The following is a 25069-nucleotide window of genomic DNA, read 5'->3' as shown; positions in this document are numbered from 1 at the left end:
ACATGGAATTTATAGGAGATAAAACATGAAAAAATTCGACATTTTTGTCAAAGATGGGCACGCAGTGGCACTTGAGACAAAAACCGAATCTTGGCAACAAGCGCGTGAGCAACTCACCAGCCATGGTTTCACTCGCTTGGCACTGGATATTGAAGCCGTTGATGAAAAAGACGCAATCAATGAAGCGAATAAAGCCAGTAACGAGAACCTAGCGTGTTTAGAAGAAGCCGCTAAAGATACTTTATTGGCTTCAATAATCAGTTCAATACTTCGTTAATTGCTCATTGAGTCTATGAAAACAACGCAATCAACACTGGTGCCAGCAAACTCAACAGGAACCCATGCACGATCGCCGCTGGCACCATATCCAGCCCACCACTGCGTTGCAGTACTGGCAGGGTGAAATCCATTGAAGTCGCACCGCACAAACCCAGCGCCGCCGAGCGATTGCGAATAACCAACGTCGGGATCAGCATGATCGCCACCAGCTCTCGCACCAGATCGTTAAAGAACGCGGCGCTACCCAATACAGGGCCGTAAGCATCGGTGATCAAAATGCCAGAAAGGGAATACCAACCGAAGCCAGAAGCCATTGCCAACCCAGTTTTAAGCGGTAATCCGAGCAACAAGGCTCCAAGCACACCGCCGATCAATGCGCTGCCACCACCGACGACGCCAATAATCATTCCAGGGCGGTTCAACACGATTTGACGTAGCGACATGCCGCTGTTACGTAGTTGGATACCGACCAGTAGCAACAGGAAAATCAGAGCATATTCACTGCCCTTAATGGCGAATTGCAGCCAAGGCCATTGTGTTAAACCCAACAGAAAACCAATCACCACCACGCCGCACAGTTTCAACGACTCTAACGCCATGTGCAGACGCGAAGGCAGTTTTTCCTGTTTATGATCGGAACGCCATGGACGTTTGCGATCCAACCAATACAAAGCCACCAGATTGGCGAAAAGAATACACAGGGAAAAACCGGCGGTGTATTTCAAGATCAACACCAGATTACTGCTGAGGTTTTCCAGGAATGCCAGACTAATGCCCATAAAGAATAAAATGATGTAAACCATCCAGCTCAGCAAATGGTTGATGGTGTGAATCAACGTTTTGCTACGCAGCGGAATGAGATAACCGAGAATTAACGGTAATAGAATAATCAGCAGTCCTGAATACATGGTGACGCTTGTGTCCTTGGGTTCGGAGGGGGACGCCCGGATGTCCGGCGTATTCAACACGCTAACTAAAACCGCAACAGGAGTAAAGCTCGTTCACTCATCAACATAATTACGCCTTGCAATGAATACCCGCTTGACCCGCAAATGGTTTTTTCACATGCTCAGTGCCATTAGGATGGCAACGGCAAGCACGGGAGATGGCAGATGTATTTAGAGCGTATCGAGATCGTAGGTTTCCGTGGTATCAACCGTCTGTCGTTGATGTTAGATGACAATACGCTGCTGCTTGGTGAAAACGCGTGGGGTAAGTCCAGTTTGCTGGATGCGCTGACGCTGTTACTGGCTCCCGAGCAAAAGCTCTATCGTTTCGAAGCCCATGATTTTCACTTTCCTCCCGGCGACGAAGCCGCTAAAGAACATCATTTACAGATTCTGTTTTCGTTTTGCGAAAAGGATGTCGGTCATGCGCATTTACCGCGCTACCGCCATTTATCCCCGTTGTGGAGCAAGGGGCCGGATAACCTGAGCCGCATTCATTATCGCTGCGAAGGCGAATTGGCCGACGATGGCACGGTCTGTACTTGGCGAACTTTTCTCGACGCGGAAGGTAATCCATTAAAATTGCATCATATTGACCAACTCGCCCATTCTATAATCCGCATTCACCCGGTGTTGCGCCTGCGCGATGCGCGCTTTATCCGCCGTCTGCGCCCCAATTCATTGGGCGATCGTTTACCGGTCGATAATGAAGCCTTGGCGAAACAGTTGGATCAACTAACGCGCGAGCTGGTGCGTAATCCACAAAAATTGACTAACAGTGAAATGCGACAGGGTTTGGCTGCGATGCAACAACTGCTGGGGCATTATTTTGCTGAGCAGGGCTCACAAATTGCTGGGCCGCGCCGCCGCAGACAGCAGGAAGAGAGCCAAAACTGGCGTTCGCTGGATAGCATTAACCGCATGATTGCAGAACCGAATAGCCGCAGTATGCGTCTGATCCTGCTGGGGATGTTCTCGACTTTATTGCAGGCCAAAGGCAACGTTACGCTCGATCCTCATGCGCGGCCTTTGTTGCTGGTAGAAGACCCGGAAACTCGTTTGCATCCGATCATGCTGTCGGTGGCGTGGGGGTTGATCAATCAATTACCCTTGCAGCGTATTACGACGACTAACTCTAGCGAATTGGTGTCGTTAGTGCCGGTGGAACATGTCTGTCGTTTGGTGCGTGAATCGGGAAAAGTGGCGACTTATCGGCTAGGACCGAAAGGGCTAGGAGCTGAAGATGGTCGGCGCATTGCGTTTCATATCCGCTTTAATCGCCCTTCATCACTGTTTGCCCGTTGTTGGTTACTGGTGGAAGGGGAAACCGAAGTATGGATGCTGAACGAACTGGCGCGCCAATGTGGTTATCATTTCGAAGCGGAAGGAGTGCGGGTGATTGAGTTCGCTCAATGCGGGCTGAAACCGCTGCTACACTTTGCCCGCCGTATGGGGATTGAATGGCATGCGCTGGTGGATGGCGATGAAGCTGGTAAAAAGTACGCCAATACTGTGCGCAGTTCGCTAATTAATCATGAAGATATTGAACGCGATCGCCTGACCGCGCTACCCGCGCCGGATATGGAACACTTCATGTACCGCGAAGGGTTCAGCCCGGTTTATCACCGCGTGGCTTCGGTGCCGACTAATGCGCAGATGCCGGTGCGTAAGGTGATCATCAAAGCGGTGCATCGTTCTTCAAAACCTGACTTGGCGATAGAAGTCGCGATGCAGGCCGGAGAATGGGGCACCGATTCCGTGCCGCCACTGCTTAAGAAGATGTTCTCAAGAGTTATTTGGCTGGCACGTGGCCGAGCCGATTAATACCTTTCATCTTTCAAGCCACAGCATTGTTGGCTACTGGGTATTAAAAATGTTTTGCCAAGCCACTCTCCAACTCATCCAGCAACTGATAGCGGCGGCGGTATTCGGCGCGTTTTTTGCTGGCGATTTCTTCCAGCGATTTACGGGCGATCCGCGTCGGTAGCAGGAAATAACCACTCTCTAGCATTCTGCCGCCCATTGAGAGCCAGAATTGATCGTAATCGGCGTGCAGTTTGTCCTGCTTTTTACTTTTATAACGCCAGTTTTGATAGATATGGTTGCCGTTACCGACCGCGATCACCTGCTGCATGCCCAAATGGTTAGCCAGCGCGCAAACTCCCTCCAGCACCAGCCGTTTTGGGAACAGGCCGTGACAGGCTTTAGTAGTATTTTGGATCTCGGCATGGGGCACACCGCTATTGGCACCTTGCAGGCCGCCGATAAACAGCGTCGGTTGCTGTTGATAATTCATCAACGCGAAGGTGATTTCCGCCAGCATCACACCGCTAGCGTTGCGCACTAACAACGTTGTTTCACCTTCTTTGTTTAACTTGTCGATTGCCGCTAGCTCCAGTGTCACCTGCTCACCGTTTTTATCGCTGATTCGGCTGAGGACGAAGGATTTGTCACTTAAATGGCCGATACGCATTTTCAACGGCATATGCTGGGCGATCAGAAAGTAGTGATCGCGTAGCGCAAACAGACATTCCATACGGCTCATATTAGCCGCCAGATAAGGGCGGTGTAGCTTACAAGGCAAGTTAGGTTGTGCACTCAAGATCTCATCCAACAGCGGATTAGTGGCTAACTGCTCCATCAGGCTGCTGGTGGCGTGCCAACTGAGTAGTGAACGACTGAGGAATTTCAGACGAAATGAGGTTTTTTTCCAAGTGTGACTTGGCACTCTATCGCCGTTGAGCAGCGCGGTCATCAGTTGCCAACCATTAAGTGGTCTGGTGGAAACGAGTGGATAGCTGATCTGTGACATGATGAAATCCTTACCTTGGTTCTAGTTGCAGGTATTTCATCAAGTTCAGACTAAACGGTAGCTCAATATCGCGGTCTAACCCTCGGCTGTGTGCTTTGCGTTGAACTTAGGTTTAGTTATCTATTACGGCGCGTGATAATTTACACATTGTTAAGATTTGACATGGGTAGGGACAAACATTGACGTGGTTTAAAGGAAGTAAGCGACGCTGGATCATTATATTGACGATCTTGGTAGCGATCGCGGCGCTGGCAATTTGGCAATTCAGCCGTCCGGCACCGCTCGATTTCAAAACCGTAAAGGTCGAAAAGCGTGATCTGCAACAAAACGTATTGGCTACCGGGCAACTCGACGCGGTGCGCAAAGTTGACGTGGGTGCACAGGTTAGCGGCCAGTTGGAAAGCCTGACAGTTGAAATTGGCGATAAGGTCAAAAAAGGTCAACTGCTTGGCGTTATCGATCCGCAGCAGGCGCAAAACAGTATCAAAGAAGTGGAAGCGACACTGCGCGAATTGCACGCCCAGCTCCAACAAGCGCAGGCTGAACGCAGTCTGGCGGCAGTGACTTTGCAACGTAATCAGCAATTGGCGAAAGTACAGGCGGTTTCGAAACAGGACCTGGATAAAGCCTCTACCGAATTGGCGGTAAAGCAGGCGCAGATTGGCACTATTAACGCGCAGATTGCCAAGAATCAGGCCAGTCTGGACACCGCTAAAATCAACTTGAATTACACCCGTATTGAAGCGCCGATGGACGGTGACGTGGTGCAAATCACCACTTTGCAAGGGCAAACGGTGATCGCCGCACAACAGGCGCCGAATATCCTGACACTGGCTGATCTCAGTATCATGCTGGTGAAAGCGCAGGTTTCAGAAGCGGATGTTATTCACCTAAAGCCGGGACAGAAAGCTTGGTTTACGGTATTGGGCGATCCGACTAAACGTTTTGACGGCGTGTTGAAAGATATTCAGCCAACGCCGGAAAAGGTCAATAACGCCATCTTCTATTATGCCCGGTTTGAAGTGCCGAACCCGCAAGGTTTATTGCGTTTGCAAATGACTGCACAGGTGCATATTCAACTGGCGGGTGTGAAACAGGCTGAGGTGATCCCACTCACCGCGTTGGGCGAACAGATCGCTGATAACCGTTATCAAGTTTCGATATTGAAACAGGGTAAGGAAGAGAAGCGCGAAGTTACCATCGGCCTGCGTAACAATATCGACGTGCAGATCCTCAGTGGTCTGAAACTCGGCGATGAAGTGATTGTCAGCCGTGGCGGCGTGGAGGCCAGCTGATGGCAGCGTTGTTAGAACTTAAAGCAATTCGTCGCAGTTATCAGTCTGGCGAACAGACGGTCGATGTGCTGAAAGAGGTGTCACTGAGTATCGAAGCCGGAGAAATGGTCGCCATCATGGGCGCATCCGGTTCTGGTAAATCGACGCTGATGAATATCCTCGGTTGTCTGGATAAACCCAGTGCCGGGATTTATCGCGTTGCCGGGCAAGATGTCGCGACGCTCAACAGTGACGAATTGGCTGCGCTACGGCGTGAACACTTTGGCTTTATCTTCCAGCGTTATCACTTGTTACCGCACCTGAGTGCGGCGCATAACGTCGAAGTGCCTGCGGTGTATGCTGGGTTTGGCAAAAACGCCCGTCGTGAACGTGCGGTGGCATTGTTACAGCGTTTGGGGTTGGGTGAGCGCGTTAGCTATCGCCCTAGCCAACTCTCCGGTGGGCAGCAGCAGCGCGTCAGTATTGCGCGGGCGCTGATGAACGGCGGGCAGGTAATACTGGCGGATGAACCGACCGGGGCGCTCGACAGTCATTCCGGTGAAGAGGTGATGTCAATCCTCAAGCAACTGCGTGAGCAAGGGCATACGGTAATTATCGTTACCCACGATCCGGCAGTGGCAAAGCAGGCTGAACGCATCATCGAAATCCGCGACGGTGAAATCATCGCCGATTCACGCCCGGAGAAGTCGATCAATCCACAGGCCAAGGCGTTAGAACTGAAAACGCCAGCGCCGTCTTGGCAGCAGATGGCGGGGCGTTTCCGTGAGGCGCTAGTGATGGCTTGGCGCGCGATGGCCGCCAACAAAATGCGCACCGCGCTGACCATGTTGGGGATTATCATCGGGATTGCCTCGGTGGTGTCGATTTTGGTGATTGGCGATGCCGCCAAACAAATGGTGTTGGCGGATATCAAATCCATCGGCACCAACACCGTCGATATCTATCCCGGCAAAGACTACGGTGATGATGATCCGACTTACCGACAATCATTGAAATACGATGATCTGGATGCGCTACGCGAACAGCCTTACGTCAGCGCTTTGTCGCCAACCATTGGCAGCAGTATGCGGCTGCGCTTCGGTAATGTGGATGTTGCCGCTAACGTCAGCGGCGTCAGCGATCAATTCTTCCGCGTATACGGCATGAGCTTTACCCAAGGCGTGGGCATTGATCGGTTACAGGTGCAATCGCAGGCGCAGACGGTGGTGATCGACGCCAATACCCAGCGCCGTTTATTTCCTCATCAGAAAAACGTAGTGGGTGAAGTGATTCTGGTCGGCAATATGCCTGCCACGATTGTTGGTGTAGCGAAGGAAAAACAGTCGATGTTCGGTAGTAGCAAAACGCTGACGGTTTGGGTGCCGTACAGCACGATGGCGAATCGGCTGATGGGCAATGACTACTTCGATTCGATTACTGTGCGTATTCGCGATGGTTATAGCAGTCAGGAAGCAGAGCAGCAGTTGACGCGCTTGTTGACGCTACGCCACGGCAAGAAAGATTTCTTCACCTACAACATGGACAGCTTGGTGCAAACCGCAGAAAAAACCACGCGCACGCTGCAACTGTTCCTAACGCTGGTGGCGGTGATCTCGCTGGTGGTCGGCGGTATTGGCGTGATGAACATCATGCTGGTTTCGGTGACTGAGCGCACCCGTGAGATCGGTATTCGGATGGCGGTCGGCGCACGCTCTGGCGATGTGCTGCAACAGTTTTTGATCGAGGCGGTGCTGGTCTGTTTGGTAGGCGGCGCGCTGGGGATTACCTTGTCGTTTGCCATCGGTTTGCTGGTGCAGTTGGTGTTGCCGGGTTGGCAGATTAGTTTCCCTCCGGCGGCGTTGCTTAGCGCATTTCTGTGTTCAACGGGCATCGGCGTGGTGTTTGGTTACTTACCGGCACGCAATGCGGCTCGACTCAACCCGATAGATGCTTTGGCGCGGGAATAAATAAAAAATGCCAGCCGCTATCTGGCTGGCATTTTTTAATCAATTTATTATATACCCAAAATAATTCGAGTTGCATTGAGGCGGCAAGTCCGTGAGTCCCCAAGAGCATAGATAACTATGTGACTGGGGGGAGCGGGCGTAGCCAACAAAAATGCAGCTTGAAGAATGAAGGGTATATCAGGCCATGGCCTCAACTTCCAGCGGTACAATCAAACTGGCGTGATTGCCTTTGGGCCCTTGGTGAACGTCGAACCTGACCTGTTGGCCAGCTTTGAGCGTTCGGTAACCGTCCATCTTAATTGTTGAATAGTGAGCGAAAATATCCTCGCCGCCGCCTTCAGGGCAGATAAATCCAAAACCTTTGGCGTTATTGAACCATTTAACAGTACCCGTCTCCATGTTCCTGCATCCCTCATATTTTTAGAATGAGATGAATAACTGATTCAGATGAGCTAGCAGTTGGTTAAAAGACCAGCAGCTCATGAATTTACACTCTAGAGCAAATGATCATCACGTCAAGGAATTGGCCGGGAGCCGATTAGGGCAGTTCACTAAAATTTGATGCAGATAACGCTATTGACATTATTTGGTCATAAATCTTGCTAGTGTGCAGCGAAAGCTCAACAGTAGTTTCACTGCGGCGCTCTGGCCTGAGTGATGGTAAAATAATTATTGAAACACTTGAACCCGTCCCCATATCAGTAAACAGCGCAGAGAAGATGAGCAGCAATGGGCAATAACAACGACTGGCTAAATTTTGAACACTTAGTCAAAGATAAACAAATCGATGCGGTAAAACCGCCGTCAATGTATAAAGTTATATTGAACAACGACGATTACACACCGATGGAATTTGTGATTGACGTTCTGCAAAAGTTCTTTTCTTATGATATTGAACGCGCAACGCAACTGATGCTCACGGTCCACTATCAAGGCAAGGCGATTTGTGGTGTTTTTACCGCCGAGGTGGCGGAAACCAAAGCCGAGCATGTGAACCGTTATGCCAGGGAGAATGAGCATCCGTTGCTTTGTACGCTAGAAAAAGCCTGAATAGGCGATAATTGGGGAGGTGCTTATGCTCAATCAAGAACTGGAACTCAGTCTCAACATGGCTTTCGCCAGAGCGCGTGAGCACAGACACGAGTTTATGACCGTGGAGCACCTGTTGCTGGCATTACTGAGCAACCCTGCCGCGCGCGAAGCGCTTGAGGCATGTACGGTGGATCTGGCGGCGTTACGTCAGGAGCTGGAAGCCTTCATCGAACAAACTACGCCAACGCTACCCGTAAGTGAAGAGGAGCGCGACACTCAGCCGACGCTCAGCTTCCAGCGAGTATTACAGCGTGCGGTATTCCATGTGCAATCTTCTGGTCGCAACGAGGTTTCCGGTGCTAACGTGCTGGTGGCGATTTTCAGCGAACAGGAATCACAGGCAGCGTATCTGCTGCGCAAACACGACGTCAGCCGTCTCGACGTGGTGAACTTTATTTCACATGGTACGCGTAAAGACGAGCCGGGCCAGGCACCGAATGCGGAGAACCCGGTAAACGAAGAGCAGGCCGGAGGGGAAGACCGTATGGAAAACTTCACCACCAATCTTAATCAGCTAGCTCGTGTGGGTGGTATCGACCCGCTGATTGGTCGCGAACGTGAATTAGAACGCGCTATTCAGGTATTGTGCCGTCGTCGTAAAAACAATCCGCTATTGGTTGGCGAATCTGGCGTGGGTAAAACCGCTATCGCCGAAGGGCTGGCATGGCGCATCGTACAAGGTGACGTGCCGGAAGTGATGGCCGATTGCACGCTGTACTCTCTGGACATTGGCTCGCTGCTGGCGGGGACCAAATACCGTGGCGACTTTGAAAAACGTTTCAAAGCGCTGCTGAAACAGTTGGAACAAGATCAAAACAGCATCCTGTTTATCGATGAAATCCACACCATCATTGGTGCAGGTGCCGCTTCCGGTGGGCAAGTGGATGCCGCTAACCTGATCAAACCGTTGCTTTCCAGCGGCAAGATCCGGGTGATTGGTTCTACGACCTATCAGGAGTTCAGTAATATCTTCGAAAAAGATCGCGCATTAGCGCGCCGCTTCCAGAAGATCGACATCACTGAACCGACGCCGGATGAAACCATTCAGATCATCAATGGACTGAAACCGAAATACGAAGCGCACCACGATGTGCGTTACACCGCTAAGGCCGTTCGTGCGGCGGTCGAACTTTCGGTGAAATACATTAACGATCGTCATTTGCCAGATAAAGCGATCGACGTGATCGACGAAGCCGGAGCCCGCAGCCGCTTGATGCCTGCCAGCAAGCGTAAGAAAACCGTCAACGTGGCAGATATTGAATCGGTGGTGGCGCGTATTGCACGTATCCCGGAGAAAACCGTTTCTGCGAGCGATCGCGATGTGCTGCGTAGCTTGGGCGACCGCCTGAAAATGCTGGTATTCGGGCAAGATCCGGCGATCGAAGCTCTGACCGAAGCTATCAAGATGAGCCGCGCCGGTCTGGGGCAAGATCGTAAACCGGTCGGTTCCTTCCTGTTCGCGGGGCCAACTGGTGTCGGTAAAACCGAAGTCACGGTGCAATTGGCGAAAGCGTTGGATATCGAACTGCTGCGCTTTGATATGTCCGAGTATATGGAGCGTCATACCGTCAGCCGTTTGATTGGTGCGCCTCCGGGTTACGTTGGTTACGATCAGGGTGGTTTGCTGACCGATGCGGTGATCAAGCATCCGCATTCCGTCGTGCTGTTGGATGAGATCGAAAAAGCGCACCCGGACGTGTTCAACTTGCTGTTGCAGGTGATGGACAACGGCACGCTGACCGATAACAACGGCCGTAAAGCAGACTTCCGTAACGTGATTCTGGTGATGACCACTAACGCCGGGGTGCGGGAAACTGAGCGTAAATCCATTGGTTTAATCGCACAGGACAACAGCACCGACGCGATGGAAGAGATCAAAAAAGTGTTCACACCGGAATTCCGTAACCGTCTGGACAACGTGATTTGGTTCAACCATCTGTCGCCAGCCGTGATCCAGCAAGTGGTCGACAAATTTATCGTCGAACTGCAAGCTCAGTTGGATGCGAAAGGCGTGTCGCTGGAAGTGAGTGACGAAGCGCGTGATTGGCTGTCAGTGAAAGGCTATGACCGTGCGATGGGCGCTCGCCCTATGGCGCGCGTGATGCAGGAAAGCCTGAAAAAACCGTTGGCTAACGAATTGCTGTTTGGTTCCTTGGTGGATGGTGGTTCAGTGAAAGTCGAGCTGGATAAAGATCAACAGCAACTGACTTATCACTTCCTCAGCGCGCAGAAGCGTAAAGCGGATGAAGGTGCCGTGCATTAAGCCCGGTTGATATAAAGAAAAAGCGATGCTTCGGCATCGCTTTTTTTATCGGTAATATTTATAAATACCAGGCATTGTCATTCAAAATGACTAAGCCCTCTCAGTTTACCGGCGCGGAATAAACAGCGGGGATAAACGGAAAGGGCTCCAGTGGGAAAGCATCCCCATTGCCACCAGTGCTTGGCGGCAGGCAAGCCGATTAACGGCTACGGAAGACAATGCGGCCTTTGCTCAGGTCGTACGGGGTCAGCTCTACAGTGACTTTGTCGCCCGTCAGGATGCGGATATAGTTTTTACGCATTTTACCGGAGATGTGTGCGGTAACCACGTGCCCGTTTTCTAACTCAACGCGGAACATGGTATTCGGCAACGTATCAAGAACGGTGCCCTGCATTTCAATATTGTCTTCTTTGGCCATCGAATCCTCTAGGTGTAACTACCTTAGTTTTTAACCGGCAAGATAATGCCGAAAAACCCCCGTTATGTAAAGAAGCGTCGCTGAACATTACACCATTTCCGCAAATTAGTTTGTTGGGGAGGGTGGCTCAAAGCGTTGCGGGGGTATGACTTGTGGCTGCCAGCACTCCGGCGCTAATGATTTTCGCTGTAGGTTGCTAAGCTGCTGTAAAAATTGGCGGCGGGGGATCTCCCTAGCTCCAAGCGAGGCAGTGTGAGCGTTAAGCACCTGACAGTCAACCAATTCCCCTCCATAAGCGCTAAAATGCTGGCAAAACGCCATCAGCGCGCATTTGGAGGCATTAGTCACACGACTGAACATCGACTCACCGCAGAACATTGCGCCTTGTACTACGCCGTATAGGCCGCCTACCAGCTCATCGTCTTGCCAAACCTCAATCGAGTGAGCATAGCCGAGTTGATGCAAGTGCAGATAGGCGCGTTGGACTTCAGGGCCAATCCAGGTCCCTTCGTGCTGACGTTCGGCACAGGCGGCGATCACGGCAGCAAAATCATGATTAAGTGTAGTGCGCAATGGGGTATGGCGCAGAAAACGTTTAAAACTACGACTAATATGCCGTTCTGCGGGAAACAGCACCGCACGCGGATCGGGTGACCACCACAGAATAGGCTCCCCCGGTGAATACCAAGGGAAGATGCCGCGTTGATAGGCCGCAAGCAAGCGAGGAGCCGTTAGATCGCCACCAATCGCCAACAGGCCGTTCGGATCGCGTAGGGCACTCTCCGGTGAAGGAAAGGCGATAGACTGTGGAGAAAGGCTCACAATGCGCATAAATTCCCTTAACGAATACGCTGGCGGAACTGTGCATAACGCCCTTGCTGGCGCAGCAACTCACTATGATGACCTTGTTCCACAATTTGCCCACCGTCCATCACGCAGATGCGATCCATATGTTCCAACCCATACAGGCGGTGAGTCACCAGAATTAGCGTTTTGCCACGACAATGTTGACGCAGCAATGCCAAGATCTGTTGTTCGGTTTCAGCATCCAACCCTTCGGTCGGCTCATCAAGTAATAATAGTGGTGCGTGGTGCAACAACGCGCGGGCAATGCCTAAACGGCGCTGTTCACCCCCGGAAAGCTGACGACCGCCTTCGCCTAACCAAGCGTTTAATCCTTCATCATTTTCCAGCAGTTTGCTCAAACCTACCTGTTGTAGAACGTCTTTTAACTCGGCGTCGGTAGCGTTTGGATTCGCAATATGCAGGTTTTCCCGCAGCGTACTGCTGAAAATATGCACTCGCTGGCTGACCACCGTCATCATGGAACGTAGCGCAGATTCATCATAGGCCGCCAGTGGTTGGCCGTTAAGCCGAATGTCACCGCGATCGGCATCCCATGCGCGGGTGAGCAACTGAAGCAGGGTGGATTTACCACAACCGGTACGTCCTAGCAGGGCGATATGCTCGCCAGCAGCAATATCCAACGTGACGTCATGCAACACTGGCAGCGGTTGATTCGGATAAGTGAAAGTCACTTGTTGCAAATTGAGCGCGGCATCCGTCGCTGTTGCGGCGCTTTGCGTTGGGAAAGTCACTTCTGGTTGCTGATCGATAATCTGCTTGACGCGCGTTGCCGAAGCGATCACTTGCCCCAGATGTTGGAACGCGGTGGCGATCGGTGCCATTGCCTCGAACGAGGCAAGAGCCGCAAAAACAAACAGCGCGATCAAGGCTCCTGGCTGGCTATTTCCACCAATGCCGTTGGCCGTTAGCCAGAGTAGCAGTGACACGGTCAGCCCGGTCGCGAGGATCATCAACGCCTGCGCACTGCCGCCTAACGAAGCCTGTTGCCATTGGCGACGCTGCCAGTGTTGTTCAGTGGCGTCCAGTGCTTGGCGGGATTTGTTCACGGCACCAAACACCACCAACTCGGCTTGACCCTGTAACCAAGCGGTCAGATCGGTACGATATTGGCTACGCAATGCGGTCAGCTCGCCGCCGATCGGCTTACCAGCACGATAGAACACCGGTGGAAGCAGCAACAGTAACAGCAGCAGAATACCACCCAACGTCAGCGCCAATCCGACATCCAAAAAACTCAAACCGAAGGTGACGACCGCAATCACTACCGCGGCACTGACCAACGGCGAGATAACACGCAGATACAGGTGATCGAGCGTATCAACATCCGCTACCAGTCGGTTCAAAAGATCGGCCTGACGGAAACGAGCAATACCCGCCGGTGACAGCGGTAAGATCTTGTTGAAGGTGAATACTCGTAGATGCGAGAGCACGCGGAAGGTGGCGTCATGGCTAACGACGCGCTCAGCGTAACGCCCAGCGGTACGGAAGATCGCGGCACCACGCACACCTGCGGCAGGCAGCATGTAGTTGAAGGTATACAATCCAGCTAATCCCGCCAAGGAAGAGGCCGCTAAGAACCAACCGGAAAGTGCCAGTAACCCGATGCTGGCCAGCAGAGTGATGATGGCTAACAGAATACCTAGAATAATCAGCAGGCTGTGACGGCGGTATAACGCTAGGAACGGGAGCAAAACGCGCATGATTAGAGTTCCTCGCTGCGGTGGGCTGCCAGTGTGGCAAATAACCCCGGTTGATTGCTGAGGCTGTTGTAATCACCTTGCTGGATGATTTTACCGTCATCCATTACCCAGATTTGATCGAAATCTTCGGTATCTTCCAACTGGTGAGTGACCAGCAGGGTCGTTTGTTGATGTGATGCGGTATTCAGTGCCTGCATCACCCAGCGTTCGCTGTGGGCATCTAAACTGGCGGCAGGTTCATCCAACAATAACAAACGACGTGGGCTGATGAGCGCTCGGGCTACCGCCACACGTTGCGCCTGACCCACCGACAGACGAGCGGCGTTATCGCCAATCTCGGTCGCTAACCCATTCGGCAATTGCGGCAAGAACTCACTGACGTAGGCTTGCTCAACGGCTTGTTGCAACTCTTCTTTACTGGCGTCCGGGAAGCCCAACAGAATATTTTCGCCCAGCGTGCGTGCGGGGAGGTGCGGGTTTTGCCCGACCCAGCCCAACTGTCGACGCCAGCTTTCAGCATCCAGATCGCGCAGTTCAATCTCATTGATCCACAGCGAGCCACGGTAGGGCAGGAAACCGAGCAACAGATTAAGCAGCGAACTTTTTCCTGCTCCGCTTAAACCTACCAGAGCGATGCGTTGATTGGCCTCCATGGTGAAATTCAATGGCCCGGCCAACAGCACGCCGGTTGGTGACAAGATCTCTAAATCGCGCGCCTGTAACGTCAATGGCGCATCGCCATCCAACATTTGGGTGCCGTTGCCCATTTGCTCGCCTTCGGCACTGAGGAAGGTTTCTAGCGCTTCTGCCGCACCAATGGCTTGCGCTTTAGCGTGATAAAACGCGCCGAGATCGCGCAGTGGCTGGAAGAACTCGGGTGCCAGAATCAATACCAAAAAACCGGCGAACAAGGTTACGCTGGTGCCGTAGCTGCCAAAATTCAGTTCACCGAGGTAAGAGAAACCGAAGTACACCGCGACGATGGCAATCGAGAGCGAGGCAAAGAATTCCAACACCGCTGAAGAGAGGAAGGCCAAACGCAGCACTTCCATGGTGCGGCTGCGGAAGTCTTCGGAAGATTTAGCGATTTGTTCGCTTTCGGCATGGGCGCGATTAAATAAACGTAGCGTATCCAATCCGCGTAAACGATCGAGGAAATTACCGCTCAAGCGTGCTAGCGCGACAAAGTTACGGCGGTTGGCATCTGCAGCGCCCATACCCACCAACGCCATAAACAGCGGGATCAATGGAGCTGTTGCCAGCAGAATAAACCCGGCGGCCCAGTTAATAGGGAATACGGTGATCAGAATCAGAACTGGGATAAACACCGCTAAATACATTTGTGGCAGATAGCGGGAATAGTAATCCTGCATATCTTCAATCTGCTCGACAATAATGCTTGCCCAGCTTCCGGCCGGCTTACCTTGCACCCACGCAGGGCCTAGCTGCTGTAGCTTGTCCAAAACCTGCTGACGCATGCGCTGGCGAATCACTTGACCACAAATAAAACCAACGCGCTCACGCAACCAACTTAGCAATGCGCGCAGGGCGAAAGCCACCACCAACCCAATAAATGAGGGGATTAAGGCTTGACGTGGAACCTGTTCAATAATCAAAGAATGCAATAGCGAGGCTAATAGCCAAGCCTGTGCCACGATCAATATGCCGCTGAATAACCCCAACAACATAGAAAGACGTAACCAACGCTGTGCTAAAGCGCTTTGAGTCTTAAGCCAACGGGTTAACTGGTGCTGTCTGGTTTTTTTCATCTGAAGAGTCTGCGTCGCCGAGCGCCTGCATAAACAAGCGAGGTTAACGTACTGTTAAAAAAGTGTTTACTTCAATTGGAAGCGAACAAGTGAATACTAATGTTACCTCTTCGCTCGGCAGACTGAAAATAAATAAGGCGGCATTTCAGCCGCCTTTGTCATCTTTGGTAAAGATGGGAAGGTTTACAGCACTTCGGCGTTGGCAATGCCGTCAAGATAGCGTTCTGCATCCAGCGCCGCCATACAGCCAGTGCCTGCGGAGGTAATAGCTTGGCGATAGATATGGTCCATCACGTCACCCGCAGCGAATACACCTGGGATGTTGGTTTGCGTTGCGTTACCGTGAATGCCTGACTGCACTTTGATGTAGCCGTTTTCCAGCTCGAGTTGGCCGCCAAAGATTGCCGTGTTCGGGCTGTGACCGATAGCGATAAAGGTTCCTGCTACTTCCAACTCTTTGGTTTCTTCTTGGTCTTTGGTGCTGCGCAGTCGCACACCGGTGACACCCATTTGATCGCCCAGCACTTCGTCCAGCGTATGGTCGGTATGCAGCACGATGTTACCGTTTTTCACCTTTTCCATCAGACGATTGATCAGGATTTTTTCTGAACGGAAACTATCACGACGGTGGATCAGGTGAACTTCTGCAGCGATGTTAGACAAATACAGCGCTTCTTCCACGGCGGTGTTACCACCACCGACAACCGCGACTTTCTGGTTGCGGTAGAAGAAACCGTCGCAGGTTGCACAAGCGGAAACGCCTTTGCCTTTAAATGCTTCTTCTGAAGGCAGACCAAGATAACGGGCAGAAGCGCCAGTCGCGATGATCAGTGCATCACAAGTGTATTCGGCGCTGTCACCCGACAGACGGAACGGACGTTGTTGTAAATCCACGCTGTTGATGTGATCGAAAACAATTTCGGTCTCGAATTTTTCTGCGTGCTCACGCATACGATCCATCAATGCTGGGCCGGTCAGGTCATGAGCATCACCTGGCCAGTTTTCCACTTCGGTGGTGGTGGTCAGTTGACCGCCTTGTTCCATACCGGTAATCAACACCGGGTTCAGGTTTGCACGTGCGGCATAAACCGCTGCGGTGTAGCCAGCCGGGCCGGAGCCCAGAATCAATAATTTGCTATGTTTAGCCGAGCCCATGAATAACCTCTATTTCCCACAATGGCGGACAATGGAATCGATTGTAGGGAAATTACCGCAGTAAAAAAAGCACCGTGGGATGTTGTTAACGATTTGTTTGATAGCTATCGCCTATTAATTATTAATTTGATGTCAAATCCAGCAGCACCGCATTAGGCGAGGGAAGGAATATCAACCCGGAAATGCCACACTTTTGTTAGGTTTATGCCGCTATCTGAACGATTTTTTTACCCAGTGCGAGATAATCAAAAATAGGGTGCAAATTTTTCATGGCGGTACGTTGTTCTGATTTTGCTTCTTTTACTTTGACAATCCGCTGCGCATTTGCGAAAACATCATAGGAAGAAGAAATTATCCCCGTACCTACGGCAAATTGAGTGTATTTACACCGTTGTAGAAGTGACGGGCAATAACGTGTGACAAGATGTTAATTTCTTTGTTCTGATTGATTGCACAGGGTAGACAGACAGGCTGGGCAATCGTGCATGATGGTAATGAAAAACAGATGACAGGCATCGGGTCTGCGCTTGGAATGAGCCCTTACACATCGTTGGCTAGGGTGTGGCAAGTGTAGGGAAAAATAAGAGAGATAATAATGGTAGATAACAACAAGAAACGCCCGGGTAAAGATCTCGATCGAATTGACCGTAATATCCTGAACGAGTTGCAAAAGGATGGACGTATTTCGAACGTTGAGCTTTCAAAGCGCGTAGGTTTGTCCCCAACGCCATGTTTAGAACGTGTGCGCCGTCTTGAGCGCCAAGGTTTCATTCATGGTTACACTGCGTTGCTTAACCCGCATTATCTGGATGCTTCTTTGCTGGTTTTCGTGGAAATCACGTTGAATCGCGGTGCACCGGATGTGTTTGAGCAATTTAACTCAGCAGTTCAGAAACTTGAAGAAATTCAGGAGTGTCATCTGGTTTCCGGTGATTTCGACTACCTGTTGAAAACCCGCGTACCGGATATGTCTGCCTACCGTAAGTTATTGGGCGAAACATTGCTGCGTTTGCCGGGCGTTAACGACACCCGTACCTACGTGGTAATGGAAGAAGTGAAACAGAGTAACCGCTTGGTTATCAAAACACGGTAAGGTGCAGGTGCAAAACCGAATTAAATTCGCTACACTCCTGTTTATCCATACAGTTTCAGCGCCGGGGAAGCTTCTCGGCGCTGTTGCTATATCAGCTAACAGGAACCTGGAGAGCCTTTCTTGAGCCAGGAATATACAGAAGATAAAGAAGTTACCTTGAAAAAACTCAGCAGTGGCCGCCGTTTACTGGAAGCCGTGCTGATTGTGGTAGCTATTTTTGCCGTTTACCTCATGGCTGCGTTGATCAGTTTCAACCCGTCTGATCCTAGCTGGTCGCAGACCGCGTGGCATGAGCCTATTCATAATCTGGGTGGTGGTGTTGGAGCTTGGTTGGCCGACACGCTGTTCTTTACCTTCGGGGTACTCGCCTATGCGATACCGCCGATCATGCTGGTTTTGTGCTGGGCAGGTTATCGCCAGCGGGATACCAGCGATTACATCGATTATTTCGCACTTTCACTGCGCCTGATTGGCACCTTAGCCTTGGTGCTCACCTCCTGTGGGTTGGCGGCTCTGAACGTGGATGATCTCTATTACTTCGCTTCCGGTGGAGTGATTGGCAGCCTGCTCAGCAACGCTATGTTGCCGTGGTTCAACGGCATTGGTGCAACGCTGGCATTGCTGTGCGTTTGGGCTGCGGGTCTGACTCTGTTTACCGGTTGGTCATGGTTAGTGATCGCTGAGAAGATCGGCGGTGCGGTGCTTGGCGTGGCAACATTTGCTACCAACCGCTCACGTCGTGAAGAGCGCTATTACGATCATGACGACGATGATGATGTGCTGGTTGATGAACCTCAGCAGTCAAACTCTCAACCGTTAAACAAAGGCGCAGCAACGGTGGCAGCCGCTGCAAGCGTGGCCTCAGCGGCTGCGATAGCGGATGATGATGTGTTGTTCTCCGCGCCTTCGGTGACAGAAACAGCGAAAGAAGTGGCAGAAGACGCCGCCGATCCGTTATTGAATCATCTGCGGGCTAATGACGGCGATGATGATGATGTTCTGCTTGCTACACAAGCGGCTCCAGCGGTTACCGGACCAGCAGATCCAGTCATTGCACCACAACCGACGACTCCGACAGTAGAGAGTACGGCTCCGCCGCTGTATTCGTTTGAGATCCCAGAAGATGTGCCTGTGCAATCCAATACCCATGTGCGCCCGGCCGATCCTTTCCAGGACGATGACGAACCGCGGATGGGCAATTGGAATGAGCCTGCAACGCCGCCAGTTCGCGAGCCATCACCGTTTGATTTCTCTGCTAAGCAGCCGGATGTCAATATTTCCTCTGCGCAGGCAGAGGGTAGTTTTAGCGCGGTCGATGCCATACCGGCGTTTGGTAACGTGAAACCCACTGAAACCGCGGCGGCTGTTGCGGCCAGTGTGGTGGCTGCAAACACCTTTACACCCGCCTTTACTTCGGGCAGTGATTCACAGGTGAAGCAGGGGATTGGCCCTGAGTTGCCGCGTCCGAATCCGGTGCGTATCCCAACCCGGCGTGAATTGGCTTCTTATGGTATTAAATTGCCTTCGCAGCGTCAGGTTGAGCTAGAACAGCGCGATCGTGAAGAAAACGAAACTTTACCGGCGGTATCTGCAAATCCGCAAGATGATGAAGGTATGCAGGAAGCGGCGCTGCGTCAGGCGTTTGCGCAGCAGCAAAGCCAGCGTTATGGCGAAGAATATCAGCAGGACGATGAAGAGGCGTTGCAAGAAGCCGCGCTACGCCAAGCTTTTGCGCAGCAGCAACAAAACCGTTACGCACAACCGCAATCTGCGGCGCAGCCAATGCGTCCAGCAACTGATAAAGGCAATGCTTTTGGCTTCTCACCCATGGATGATTTGGTGAATGATGGCCCGAGTGAACCGATGTTCACTCTGTCGCCGCAGCTCGAAGAACGTATTGAACGTGAAAGTGAGCAGGAAGACGATGTGCCATTTGGTCAGTTTGAGCCAGCGGCTCCGGCTTACCAACAACCTTTGAATCCTGCGTATCAAGCGCAGCAGCAGCCAGTACACCCCGAACAGCCAACTGCACCGCAGCCACCTGTTTCTTATCAACAGCCTAGTTCTTATCAACAGCCTAGTTCTTATCAACAACAACAGGCTTATCAGCCCCCAGCGCAGACGGCTCCGCAGCCAGCTGCGATGGACAGCCTGATCCACCCGTTCCTGATGCGCAATGATATGCCATTGCAAAAACCGACGACGCCATTACCGACGTTAGATTTGCTGACTGAAGCGCCGAAGGAAGTGGAACCGGTTGATATGTTCGCATTGGAACAAAAGGCACGCTTGGTGGAAGCCAGCTTGGCGGATTACCGTGTTAAAGCGGATGTGGTAGATATTCTGCCGGGGCCGGTCATTACCCGCTTCGAACTGGATTTGGCTCCTGGTGTAAAAGCGGCGCGTATTTCCAACCTGTCGCGTGACTTGGCGCGTTCGCTGTCTACCTCGGCGGTACGTGTGGTTGAGGTTATTCCTGGCAAACCTTACGTGGGGCTGGAGTTGCCAAACGTTAAGCGTCAGACGGTTTACCTGCGCGAAGTACTGGATTGCCCAGCGTTTCAAGATAACCCGTCACCGCTGGCGATCGTGCTGGGTAAAGATATTTCCGGTCAACCGGTGGTGGCCGATCTGGCGAAAATGCCTCACTTGCTGGTAGCCGGTACCACCGGTTCTGGTAAGTCGGTCGGCGTTAACGCCATGATCCTCAGCATTCTGTATAAAGCCACGCCGAAAGAAGTGCGCTTTATCATGATCGACCCGAAAATGTTGGAGCTGTCGGTCTATGAAGGCATTCCGCATCTATTGACCGATGTGGTTACCGATATGAAAGACGCCGCCAATGCATTGCGCTGGTGTGTGGCTGAAATGGAACGTCGCTATAAGCTGATGTCTGCGTTGGGTGTGCGTAATCTGGCAGGCTACAACGAACGTGTCGATCAGGCTGAAGCGATGGGACGTCCGATTCCAGATCCGTTCTGGAAGCCAAGCGACAGCATGGACATCACGCCGCCGGTGTTGGAGAAAGAGCCGTATATCGTGGTGATGGTGGATGAGTTCGCCGATCTGATCATGACGGTCGGTAAAAAAGTCGAAGAGTTGATTGCTCGCTTGGCGCAGAAAGCCCGTGCGGCGGGGATTCACTTGGTGCTGGCAACTCAGCGTCCATCGGTGGATGTTATCACCGGCCTGATTAAAGCTAACATCCCGACGCGTATTGCCTTTACTGTATCCAGCAAAATTGACTCCCGTACCATCCTTGATCAAAGTGGTGCGGAATCCCTGTTGGGCATGGGCGACATGCTGTATCTGGCGCCGAACTCCTCGATTCCGGTACGTGTTCATGGTGCTTTTGTACGCGATCAGGAAGTCCACGCGGTAGTGAAGGATTGGAAAGCGCGTGAGCGACCACAATATAAAGAAGGTATCATCAGCGGCGGTGACGATGGTGAGGGGGGGACTGGTGGTCTGGACGGTGATGAAGAACTGGATCCGTTGTTCGATCAAGCGGTGGAGTTCGTGGTAGATAAACGCCGCGCCTCGATCTCTGGCGTACAACGTCAGTTCCGTATTGGTTACAACCGTGCTGCGCGCATCATCGAACAGATGGAAGCGCAGGGCATCGTCAGTGAACAAGGGCACAACGGCAACCGTGAGGTGCTGGCGCCGCCACGACATGATTGATGGTTGATTAATCACTGCTATTGATAATAAAGGGCCGCTTAGCGGCCCTTGTGCAAAGAAGCGTAAAACCGCACACTTCTCAGAACATTGTCCTATCTGCGAGCGCGAGACTTCGGATAGAGTGACGCGGATTAATGCATTTCATAAGGTATCTGGAATAATGAAAAAACTGTTAGTTGCCTGCTGTCTGCTTTCGGGATTCGCTTCTACTTCTGTATTGGCTGATGCCGCTCAGGATCTGCAAAGTCGCTTGGCCAAGGTGAATAGCTTCCATGCCAGCTTCTCACAAAAAGTGACCAACGATGGCGCAGCGGTACAGGAAGGTGAAGGCGAGCTGTGGGTTAAACGCCCGAATCTGTTTAACTGGCACATGACTTCCCCTGACGAAAGCGTTTTAATCTCGGACGGTGAAACCCTGTGGTTCTATAACCCGTTTGTTGAACAAGTCACCGCCTCTTGGTTGAAAAGTGCCACTACCAACACGCCGTTTATGCTGATCACCCGTAACAACGCCAGTGACTGGAAGCAGTACAACATCAAGCAGAAAGGCGATGATTTTGAACTGACGCCAAAAGCCAGCAACGGCAATTTGAAGCGTTTTGATATCAGCGTCACCAATAGCGGCACTATCAAGAGCTTTGCAGCGGTTGAACAAGATGGTCAACGCAGCAGCTACGTGCTGAAAAGCCAGCAGAGCACCAACGTAGATGCTGCTAAATTCAAATTTACCCCGCCGCAGGGAGTCACGCTGGACGACCAGCGGAAGTAAGTAGAGGCCAGCGTGAGCAATAACCTGTCGCTCGATTTTTCCCACAATGAGTTCCAACCGTTGGCGGCGCGTATGCGGCCAACCACCTTGGCTCAATACATCGGCCAGCAACATTTGCTGGCTGCGGGTAAGCCGTTGCCACGCGCTATTGAAGCGGGGCAATTGCATTCGATGATCCTGTGGGGGCCTCCGGGCACTGGGAAAACGACGCTGGCAGAATTGATCGGTCATTATGGTCAGGCCGATGTAGAACGGATCTCGGCCGTCACTTCTGGCATCAAAGAGATCCGCGAGGCGATCGAACGGGCGCGGCACAACCGCGACGCCGGTCGCCGCACTATCCTGTTTGTGGATGAAGTTCATCGTTTTAACAAAAGTCAGCAAGATGCCTTCTTGCCACACATTGAAGACGGCACCATCACCTTTATCGGCGCAACCACCGAGAACCCATCGTTCGAACTGAACTCGGCACTGTTATCCCGTGCGCGAGTCTATCTGTTGAAGGCGTTAGCGGCGGAAGATATCAGCCGAGTGCTCAGTCAGGCAATGAACGACAGTGAGCGGGGATTAGGCGGACAGAAGATCGAACTGCCAGCAGAAACGCAACGCTTGGTTTCCGAATTGGTCAGTGGTGATGCACGACGTGCCTTGAACCTATTGGAAATGATGGCCGATATGGCCGAAATTGACGCCAAGGGCGTGCGAGTGCTCACACCGGAATTGCTGAAAGAAGTCTCCGGTGAGCGCAGCGCGCGTTTCGATAATAAAGGCGACCGCTATTACGATCTGATTTCAGCTCTGCATAAATCGGTACGCGGCTCGGCACCTGACGCTGCGCTGTACTGGTATGCGCGTATTATTACTGCCGGTGGCGATCCGCTGTATGTCGCGCGCCGCCTGTTGGCTATTGCGTCCGAAGACGTCGGCAACGCCGATCCGCGCGGTATGCAAGTGGCGATCGCCGCTTGGGATTGTTTCACTCGTGTGGGGCCGGCAGAAGGTGAAAGAGCGATTGCTCAAGCGATCGTTTATTTGGCCTGTGCACCGAAAAGTAACGCGGTTTATACCGCTTTCAAAGCGGCAATGCGCGACGCCAAGGAAATGACCGATTATGACGTGCCGGAGCATTTGCGTAATGCCCCAACCAAGTTGATGAAAGAAATGGGACTGGGGGCGGAATACCGCTATGCCCATGATGAAGTCAACGCCTATGCGGCTGGGGAGAATTATTTCCCGCCGGAAATGGCCACCACACGCTACTATCATCCAACTTCACGTGGGTTGGAGGGCAAAATTGGCGAAAAGTTGGCATGGCTGGCTGAGCAGGATCAAAATAGCCAGACAAAACGCTACCGCTAGCGTTGCCGTTGCGGTAAGGTTAGTGGGTATCACTCTTCTTTCATACGGCTATTTATTCGCGGTATGAATCAACAAATACTCTTTCAATAACAACAAGCACAGGATTAGCATGCTCGATCCCAATCTGCTGCGTAATGAGCTAGACGCAGTTGCGTTAAAACTGGCTCGCCGAGGCTTTAAACTCGATCTGGATCTGCTGCGTTCTCAAGAAGAGCGCCGTAAAGTTTTGCAGGTAGAAACCGAAACATTACAAGCAGAGCGTAATTCCCGATCGAAATCTATCGGCGCGGCAAAAGCGCGTGGGGAAGACATTGAGCCGCTGCGCCTTGAAGTTAACGAGCTGGGTGAAAAGCTGGATGCCGCCAAGGCAGCACTGGATCAACTACAAAACGAGATCCGTGACTATGCGTTGACCATGCCAAATGTGCCAGATGATTCTGTGCCAGACGGTAAAGACGATAGCGAAAACCTGGAAATTAGCCGCTGGGGCGAGCCGCGCCAGTATGATTTCGAAGTACGCGATCACGTTTCTCTCGGTGAAATGGCCGGTGGTTTGGATTTTGCTGCCGGGGTGAAATTGACCGGTGCGCGCTTTGTGGTGATGAAAGGGCAAATCGCCCGCATGCACCGTGCACTGGCACAATTCATGCTGGATCTGCACACCGAGAAACATGGCTATCTGGAAACCTACGTTCCTTATCTGGTTAACCATACGACGCTGTATGGTACGGGTCAGTTGCCGAAATTTGGTGGCGATCTGTTCCACACTAAACCGCTGGAAGAAGAATCAGAAAGCAGCAACTATGCGCTGATCCCAACTGCGGAAGTACCTGTCACTAACTTGGTGCGTGACGAGATCCTCGACGAAGACGATCTGCCACTGAAAATGACCGCTCATACCCCATGCTTCCGTTCTGAAGCGGGTTCGTATGGCCGTGATACGCGTGGTCTGATTCGTATGCACCAATTCGACAAAGTCGAAATGGTGCAGGTAGTTCGTCCTGAAGACTCAATGGATGCGCTGGAAGAACTGACCGGTCATGCAGAGAAAGTGCTGCAACTGTTGAATCTGCCATACCGCAAAATGTTGTTGTGTACGGGTGATATGGGCGCAGGCTCTTGTAAAACCTACGATCTGGAAGTGTGGCTGCCAGCGCAGAACACTTACCGTGAGATCTCTTCTTGCTCCAACATGTGGGATTTCCAAGCGCGCCGTATGCAAGCGCGTTGCCGCAGCAAGACCGAGAAAAAAACACGTTTGGTTCATACGTTGAACGGTTCTGGTTTGGCTGTAGGCCGTACCTTGGTTGCGGTACTGGAAAACTATCAGCAAGCTGATGGCCGTATTCAGGTGCCAGAAGTATTACGCCCATATATGGGTGGCCTAGAGTTTATTGGCTAAATAACTCTCTGTTTGACCAAAAGCGCCTACGGGCGCTTTTTTTATAAGAAAACCACTTTGCTTTCGTTCGAAAGCATTTTTTCCTCCTAATACTTCTTCGCTTTATTGATAGCAGACAAAGTTTCCTACTCACTTCTGAGTAATATCCTCTTCGCAGAGGAGTATTTTTTACTCAAATTAATCAGCAGACATCGGATCTGCCTCCTCTGGTCACCGCCT

19 protein-coding genes are annotated in these 25069 nt (G+C 51.8%); 11 read left to right on the top strand and 8 right to left on the bottom strand.

Going from position 1 to position 25069, the window contains the following annotated elements; all coding sequences use genetic code 11:
- Nucleotides 1-25: 25 nt before the first annotated feature.
- Nucleotides 26-277: a hypothetical protein gene (locus AC3ISQ_RS13840; protein WP_489347354.1), complete on the top strand. Its 252-nt coding sequence runs from the start codon at nt 26-28 to the stop codon at nt 275-277.
- Nucleotides 278-290: 13 nt separating this feature from the next.
- On the opposite strand, the gene AC3ISQ_RS13835 is transcribed toward AC3ISQ_RS13840, so the two are convergent.
- Entirely contained in the window at nt 291-1187 is an 897-nt protein-coding gene (locus tag AC3ISQ_RS13835) for a LysO family transporter (protein WP_489347352.1), read from the bottom strand.
- 204 nt (nt 1188-1391) lie between these two features.
- Between AC3ISQ_RS13835 and AC3ISQ_RS13830 the strand changes: the two genes are divergently transcribed.
- Complete coding sequence (locus tag AC3ISQ_RS13830; protein WP_489347350.1) at nt 1392-3050, top strand: ATP-dependent endonuclease; 1659 nt, start codon at nt 1392-1394, stop codon at nt 3048-3050.
- Nucleotides 3051-3093: 43 nt separating this feature from the next.
- Here the strand turns inward: AC3ISQ_RS13830 and AC3ISQ_RS13825 are convergent, their stop codons facing one another.
- A complete protein-coding gene (locus AC3ISQ_RS13825; RefSeq protein ID WP_489347349.1) occupies nt 3094-4038 on the bottom strand; it encodes a VirK/YbjX family protein in 945 nt (314 codons plus the stop codon).
- A gap of 227 nt (nt 4039-4265) precedes the next feature.
- On the opposite strand from AC3ISQ_RS13825, the gene macA reads away from it, so the two are divergent.
- Together macA and macB are read left to right on the top strand one after the other, a co-directional pair.
- The gene (gene macA, locus AC3ISQ_RS13820; protein ID WP_489353289.1) at nt 4266-5333 is read left to right on the top strand and encodes a macrolide transporter subunit MacA; all 1068 of its coding nucleotides are present in this window, start codon (nt 4266-4268) and stop codon (nt 5331-5333) included.
- Nucleotides 5333-7279 (top strand): macrolide ABC transporter ATP-binding protein/permease MacB, encoded by a 1947-nt coding sequence (gene macB, locus AC3ISQ_RS13815; RefSeq protein ID WP_489347348.1) that lies wholly within the window; start codon nt 5333-5335, stop codon nt 7277-7279. The genes macA and macB overlap by 1 nt, the downstream gene beginning before the upstream one ends.
- A gap of 177 nt (nt 7280-7456) precedes the next feature.
- Here macB and cspD read toward each other — a convergent pair whose 3' ends face one another.
- A complete protein-coding gene (cspD, locus tag AC3ISQ_RS13810) occupies nt 7457-7678 on the bottom strand; it encodes a cold shock-like protein CspD (protein WP_489347346.1) in 222 nt (73 codons plus the stop codon).
- A gap of 330 nt (nt 7679-8008) precedes the next feature.
- Here cspD and clpS point away from each other — a divergent pair, with 330 nt between their 5' ends.
- A complete protein-coding gene (gene clpS / locus AC3ISQ_RS13805; protein WP_489347345.1) occupies nt 8009-8329 on the top strand; it encodes an ATP-dependent Clp protease adapter ClpS in 321 nt (106 codons plus the stop codon).
- 25 nt (nt 8330-8354) lie between these two features.
- Nucleotides 8355-10634 (top strand): ATP-dependent Clp protease ATP-binding subunit ClpA, encoded by a 2280-nt coding sequence (gene clpA / locus AC3ISQ_RS13800; protein ID WP_489347343.1) that lies wholly within the window; start codon nt 8355-8357, stop codon nt 10632-10634.
- Between the two features lie 199 nt (nt 10635-10833).
- Here clpA and infA read toward each other — a convergent pair whose 3' ends face one another.
- From infA to trxB, 5 genes are all read right to left on the bottom strand, one after another.
- Nucleotides 10834-11052 carry a translation initiation factor IF-1 gene (gene infA / locus AC3ISQ_RS13795; protein WP_002211347.1) on the bottom strand — a complete coding sequence of 73 codons (219 nt, stop codon included), beginning with the start codon at nt 11050-11052 and terminating at the stop codon, nt 10834-10836.
- 105 nt (nt 11053-11157) lie between these two features.
- On the bottom strand, nt 11158-11883 hold the full coding sequence (gene aat / locus AC3ISQ_RS13790; protein ID WP_489347341.1) for a leucyl/phenylalanyl-tRNA--protein transferase: 726 nt from the start codon (nt 11881-11883) through the stop codon (nt 11158-11160).
- 8 nt (nt 11884-11891) lie between these two features.
- Complete coding sequence (gene cydC / locus AC3ISQ_RS13785) at nt 11892-13619, bottom strand: heme ABC transporter ATP-binding protein/permease CydC (RefSeq protein ID WP_489347339.1); 1728 nt, start codon at nt 13617-13619, stop codon at nt 11892-11894.
- Nucleotides 13620-13621: 2 nt separating this feature from the next.
- A complete protein-coding gene (gene cydD, locus AC3ISQ_RS13780; RefSeq protein WP_489347337.1) occupies nt 13622-15388 on the bottom strand; it encodes a heme ABC transporter permease/ATP-binding protein CydD in 1767 nt (588 codons plus the stop codon).
- Nucleotides 15389-15571: 183 nt separating this feature from the next.
- Nucleotides 15572-16543 carry a thioredoxin-disulfide reductase gene (trxB, locus tag AC3ISQ_RS13775; RefSeq protein WP_489347336.1) on the bottom strand — a complete coding sequence of 324 codons (972 nt, stop codon included), beginning with the start codon at nt 16541-16543 and terminating at the stop codon, nt 15572-15574.
- Between the two features lie 595 nt (nt 16544-17138).
- Here trxB and lrp point away from each other — a divergent pair.
- From lrp to serS, 5 genes are all read left to right on the top strand, one after another.
- Entirely contained in the window at nt 17139-17636 is a 498-nt protein-coding gene (lrp, locus tag AC3ISQ_RS13770; RefSeq protein ID WP_489347334.1) for a leucine-responsive transcriptional regulator Lrp, read from the top strand.
- Between the two features lie 120 nt (nt 17637-17756).
- A complete protein-coding gene (locus AC3ISQ_RS13765) occupies nt 17757-21320 on the top strand; it encodes a DNA translocase FtsK 4TM domain-containing protein (RefSeq protein WP_489347333.1) in 3564 nt (1187 codons plus the stop codon).
- A 160-nt stretch (nt 21321-21480) separates the two neighbouring features.
- Nucleotides 21481-22089 carry an outer membrane lipoprotein periplasmic chaperone LolA gene (gene lolA, locus AC3ISQ_RS13760; RefSeq protein WP_489347331.1) on the top strand — a complete coding sequence of 203 codons (609 nt, stop codon included), beginning with the start codon at nt 21481-21483 and terminating at the stop codon, nt 22087-22089.
- A gap of 72 nt (nt 22090-22161) precedes the next feature.
- Nucleotides 22162-23448 (top strand): replication-associated recombination protein A, encoded by a 1287-nt coding sequence (locus AC3ISQ_RS13755; protein ID WP_489353287.1) that lies wholly within the window; start codon nt 22162-22164, stop codon nt 23446-23448.
- Between the two features lie 109 nt (nt 23449-23557).
- Nucleotides 23558-24850, top strand: coding sequence for a serine--tRNA ligase (gene serS, locus AC3ISQ_RS13750; RefSeq protein WP_489347329.1), 1293 nt, complete (start codon nt 23558-23560; stop codon nt 24848-24850).
- Nucleotides 24851-25069: the final 219 nt, after the last annotated feature.

The organism is Serratia sp. KH_031 (assembly GCF_057839655.1).
The sequence above is the reverse complement of the archived record's forward strand: the minus strand, read 5'-3'. Positions and strand labels throughout refer to the sequence as shown.

Bases quoted from the DNA above. Each gene is read 5' to 3' on its own strand.
- AC3ISQ_RS13825 (WP_489347349.1), bottom strand. From the start codon at position 4,038: ATGTCACAGATCAGCTATCCACTCGTTTCCACCAGACCACTTAATGGT.
- AC3ISQ_RS13755 (WP_489353287.1), top strand. From the start codon at position 22,162: ATGCGGCCAACCACCTTGGCTCAATACATCGGCCAGCAACATTTGCTG.
- clpA (WP_489347343.1), top strand. From the start codon at position 8,355: ATGCTCAATCAAGAACTGGAACTCAGTCTCAACATGGCTTTCGCCAGA.
- serS (WP_489347329.1), top strand. From the start codon at position 23,558: ATGCTCGATCCCAATCTGCTGCGTAATGAGCTAGACGCAGTTGCGTTA.
- infA (WP_002211347.1), bottom strand. From the start codon at position 11,052: ATGGCCAAAGAAGACAATATTGAAATGCAGGGCACCGTTCTTGATACG.
- lrp (WP_489347334.1), top strand. From the start codon at position 17,139: ATGGTAGATAACAACAAGAAACGCCCGGGTAAAGATCTCGATCGAATT.
- AC3ISQ_RS13830 (WP_489347350.1), top strand. From the start codon at position 1,392: ATGTATTTAGAGCGTATCGAGATCGTAGGTTTCCGTGGTATCAACCGT.
- trxB (WP_489347336.1), bottom strand. From the start codon at position 16,543: ATGGGCTCGGCTAAACATAGCAAATTATTGATTCTGGGCTCCGGCCCG.
- AC3ISQ_RS13840 (WP_489347354.1), top strand. From the start codon at position 26: ATGAAAAAATTCGACATTTTTGTCAAAGATGGGCACGCAGTGGCACTT.
- AC3ISQ_RS13835 (WP_489347352.1), bottom strand. From the start codon at position 1,187: ATGTATTCAGGACTGCTGATTATTCTATTACCGTTAATTCTCGGTTAT.
- macB (WP_489347348.1), top strand. From the start codon at position 5,333: ATGGCAGCGTTGTTAGAACTTAAAGCAATTCGTCGCAGTTATCAGTCT.
- clpS (WP_489347345.1), top strand. From the start codon at position 8,009: ATGGGCAATAACAACGACTGGCTAAATTTTGAACACTTAGTCAAAGAT.
- cspD (WP_489347346.1), bottom strand. From the start codon at position 7,678: ATGGAGACGGGTACTGTTAAATGGTTCAATAACGCCAAAGGTTTTGGA.
- cydC (WP_489347339.1), bottom strand. From the start codon at position 13,619: ATGCGCGTTTTGCTCCCGTTCCTAGCGTTATACCGCCGTCACAGCCTG.
- cydD (WP_489347337.1), bottom strand. From the start codon at position 15,388: ATGAAAAAAACCAGACAGCACCAGTTAACCCGTTGGCTTAAGACTCAA.
- aat (WP_489347341.1), bottom strand. From the start codon at position 11,883: ATGCGCATTGTGAGCCTTTCTCCACAGTCTATCGCCTTTCCTTCACCG.
- lolA (WP_489347331.1), top strand. From the start codon at position 21,481: ATGAAAAAACTGTTAGTTGCCTGCTGTCTGCTTTCGGGATTCGCTTCT.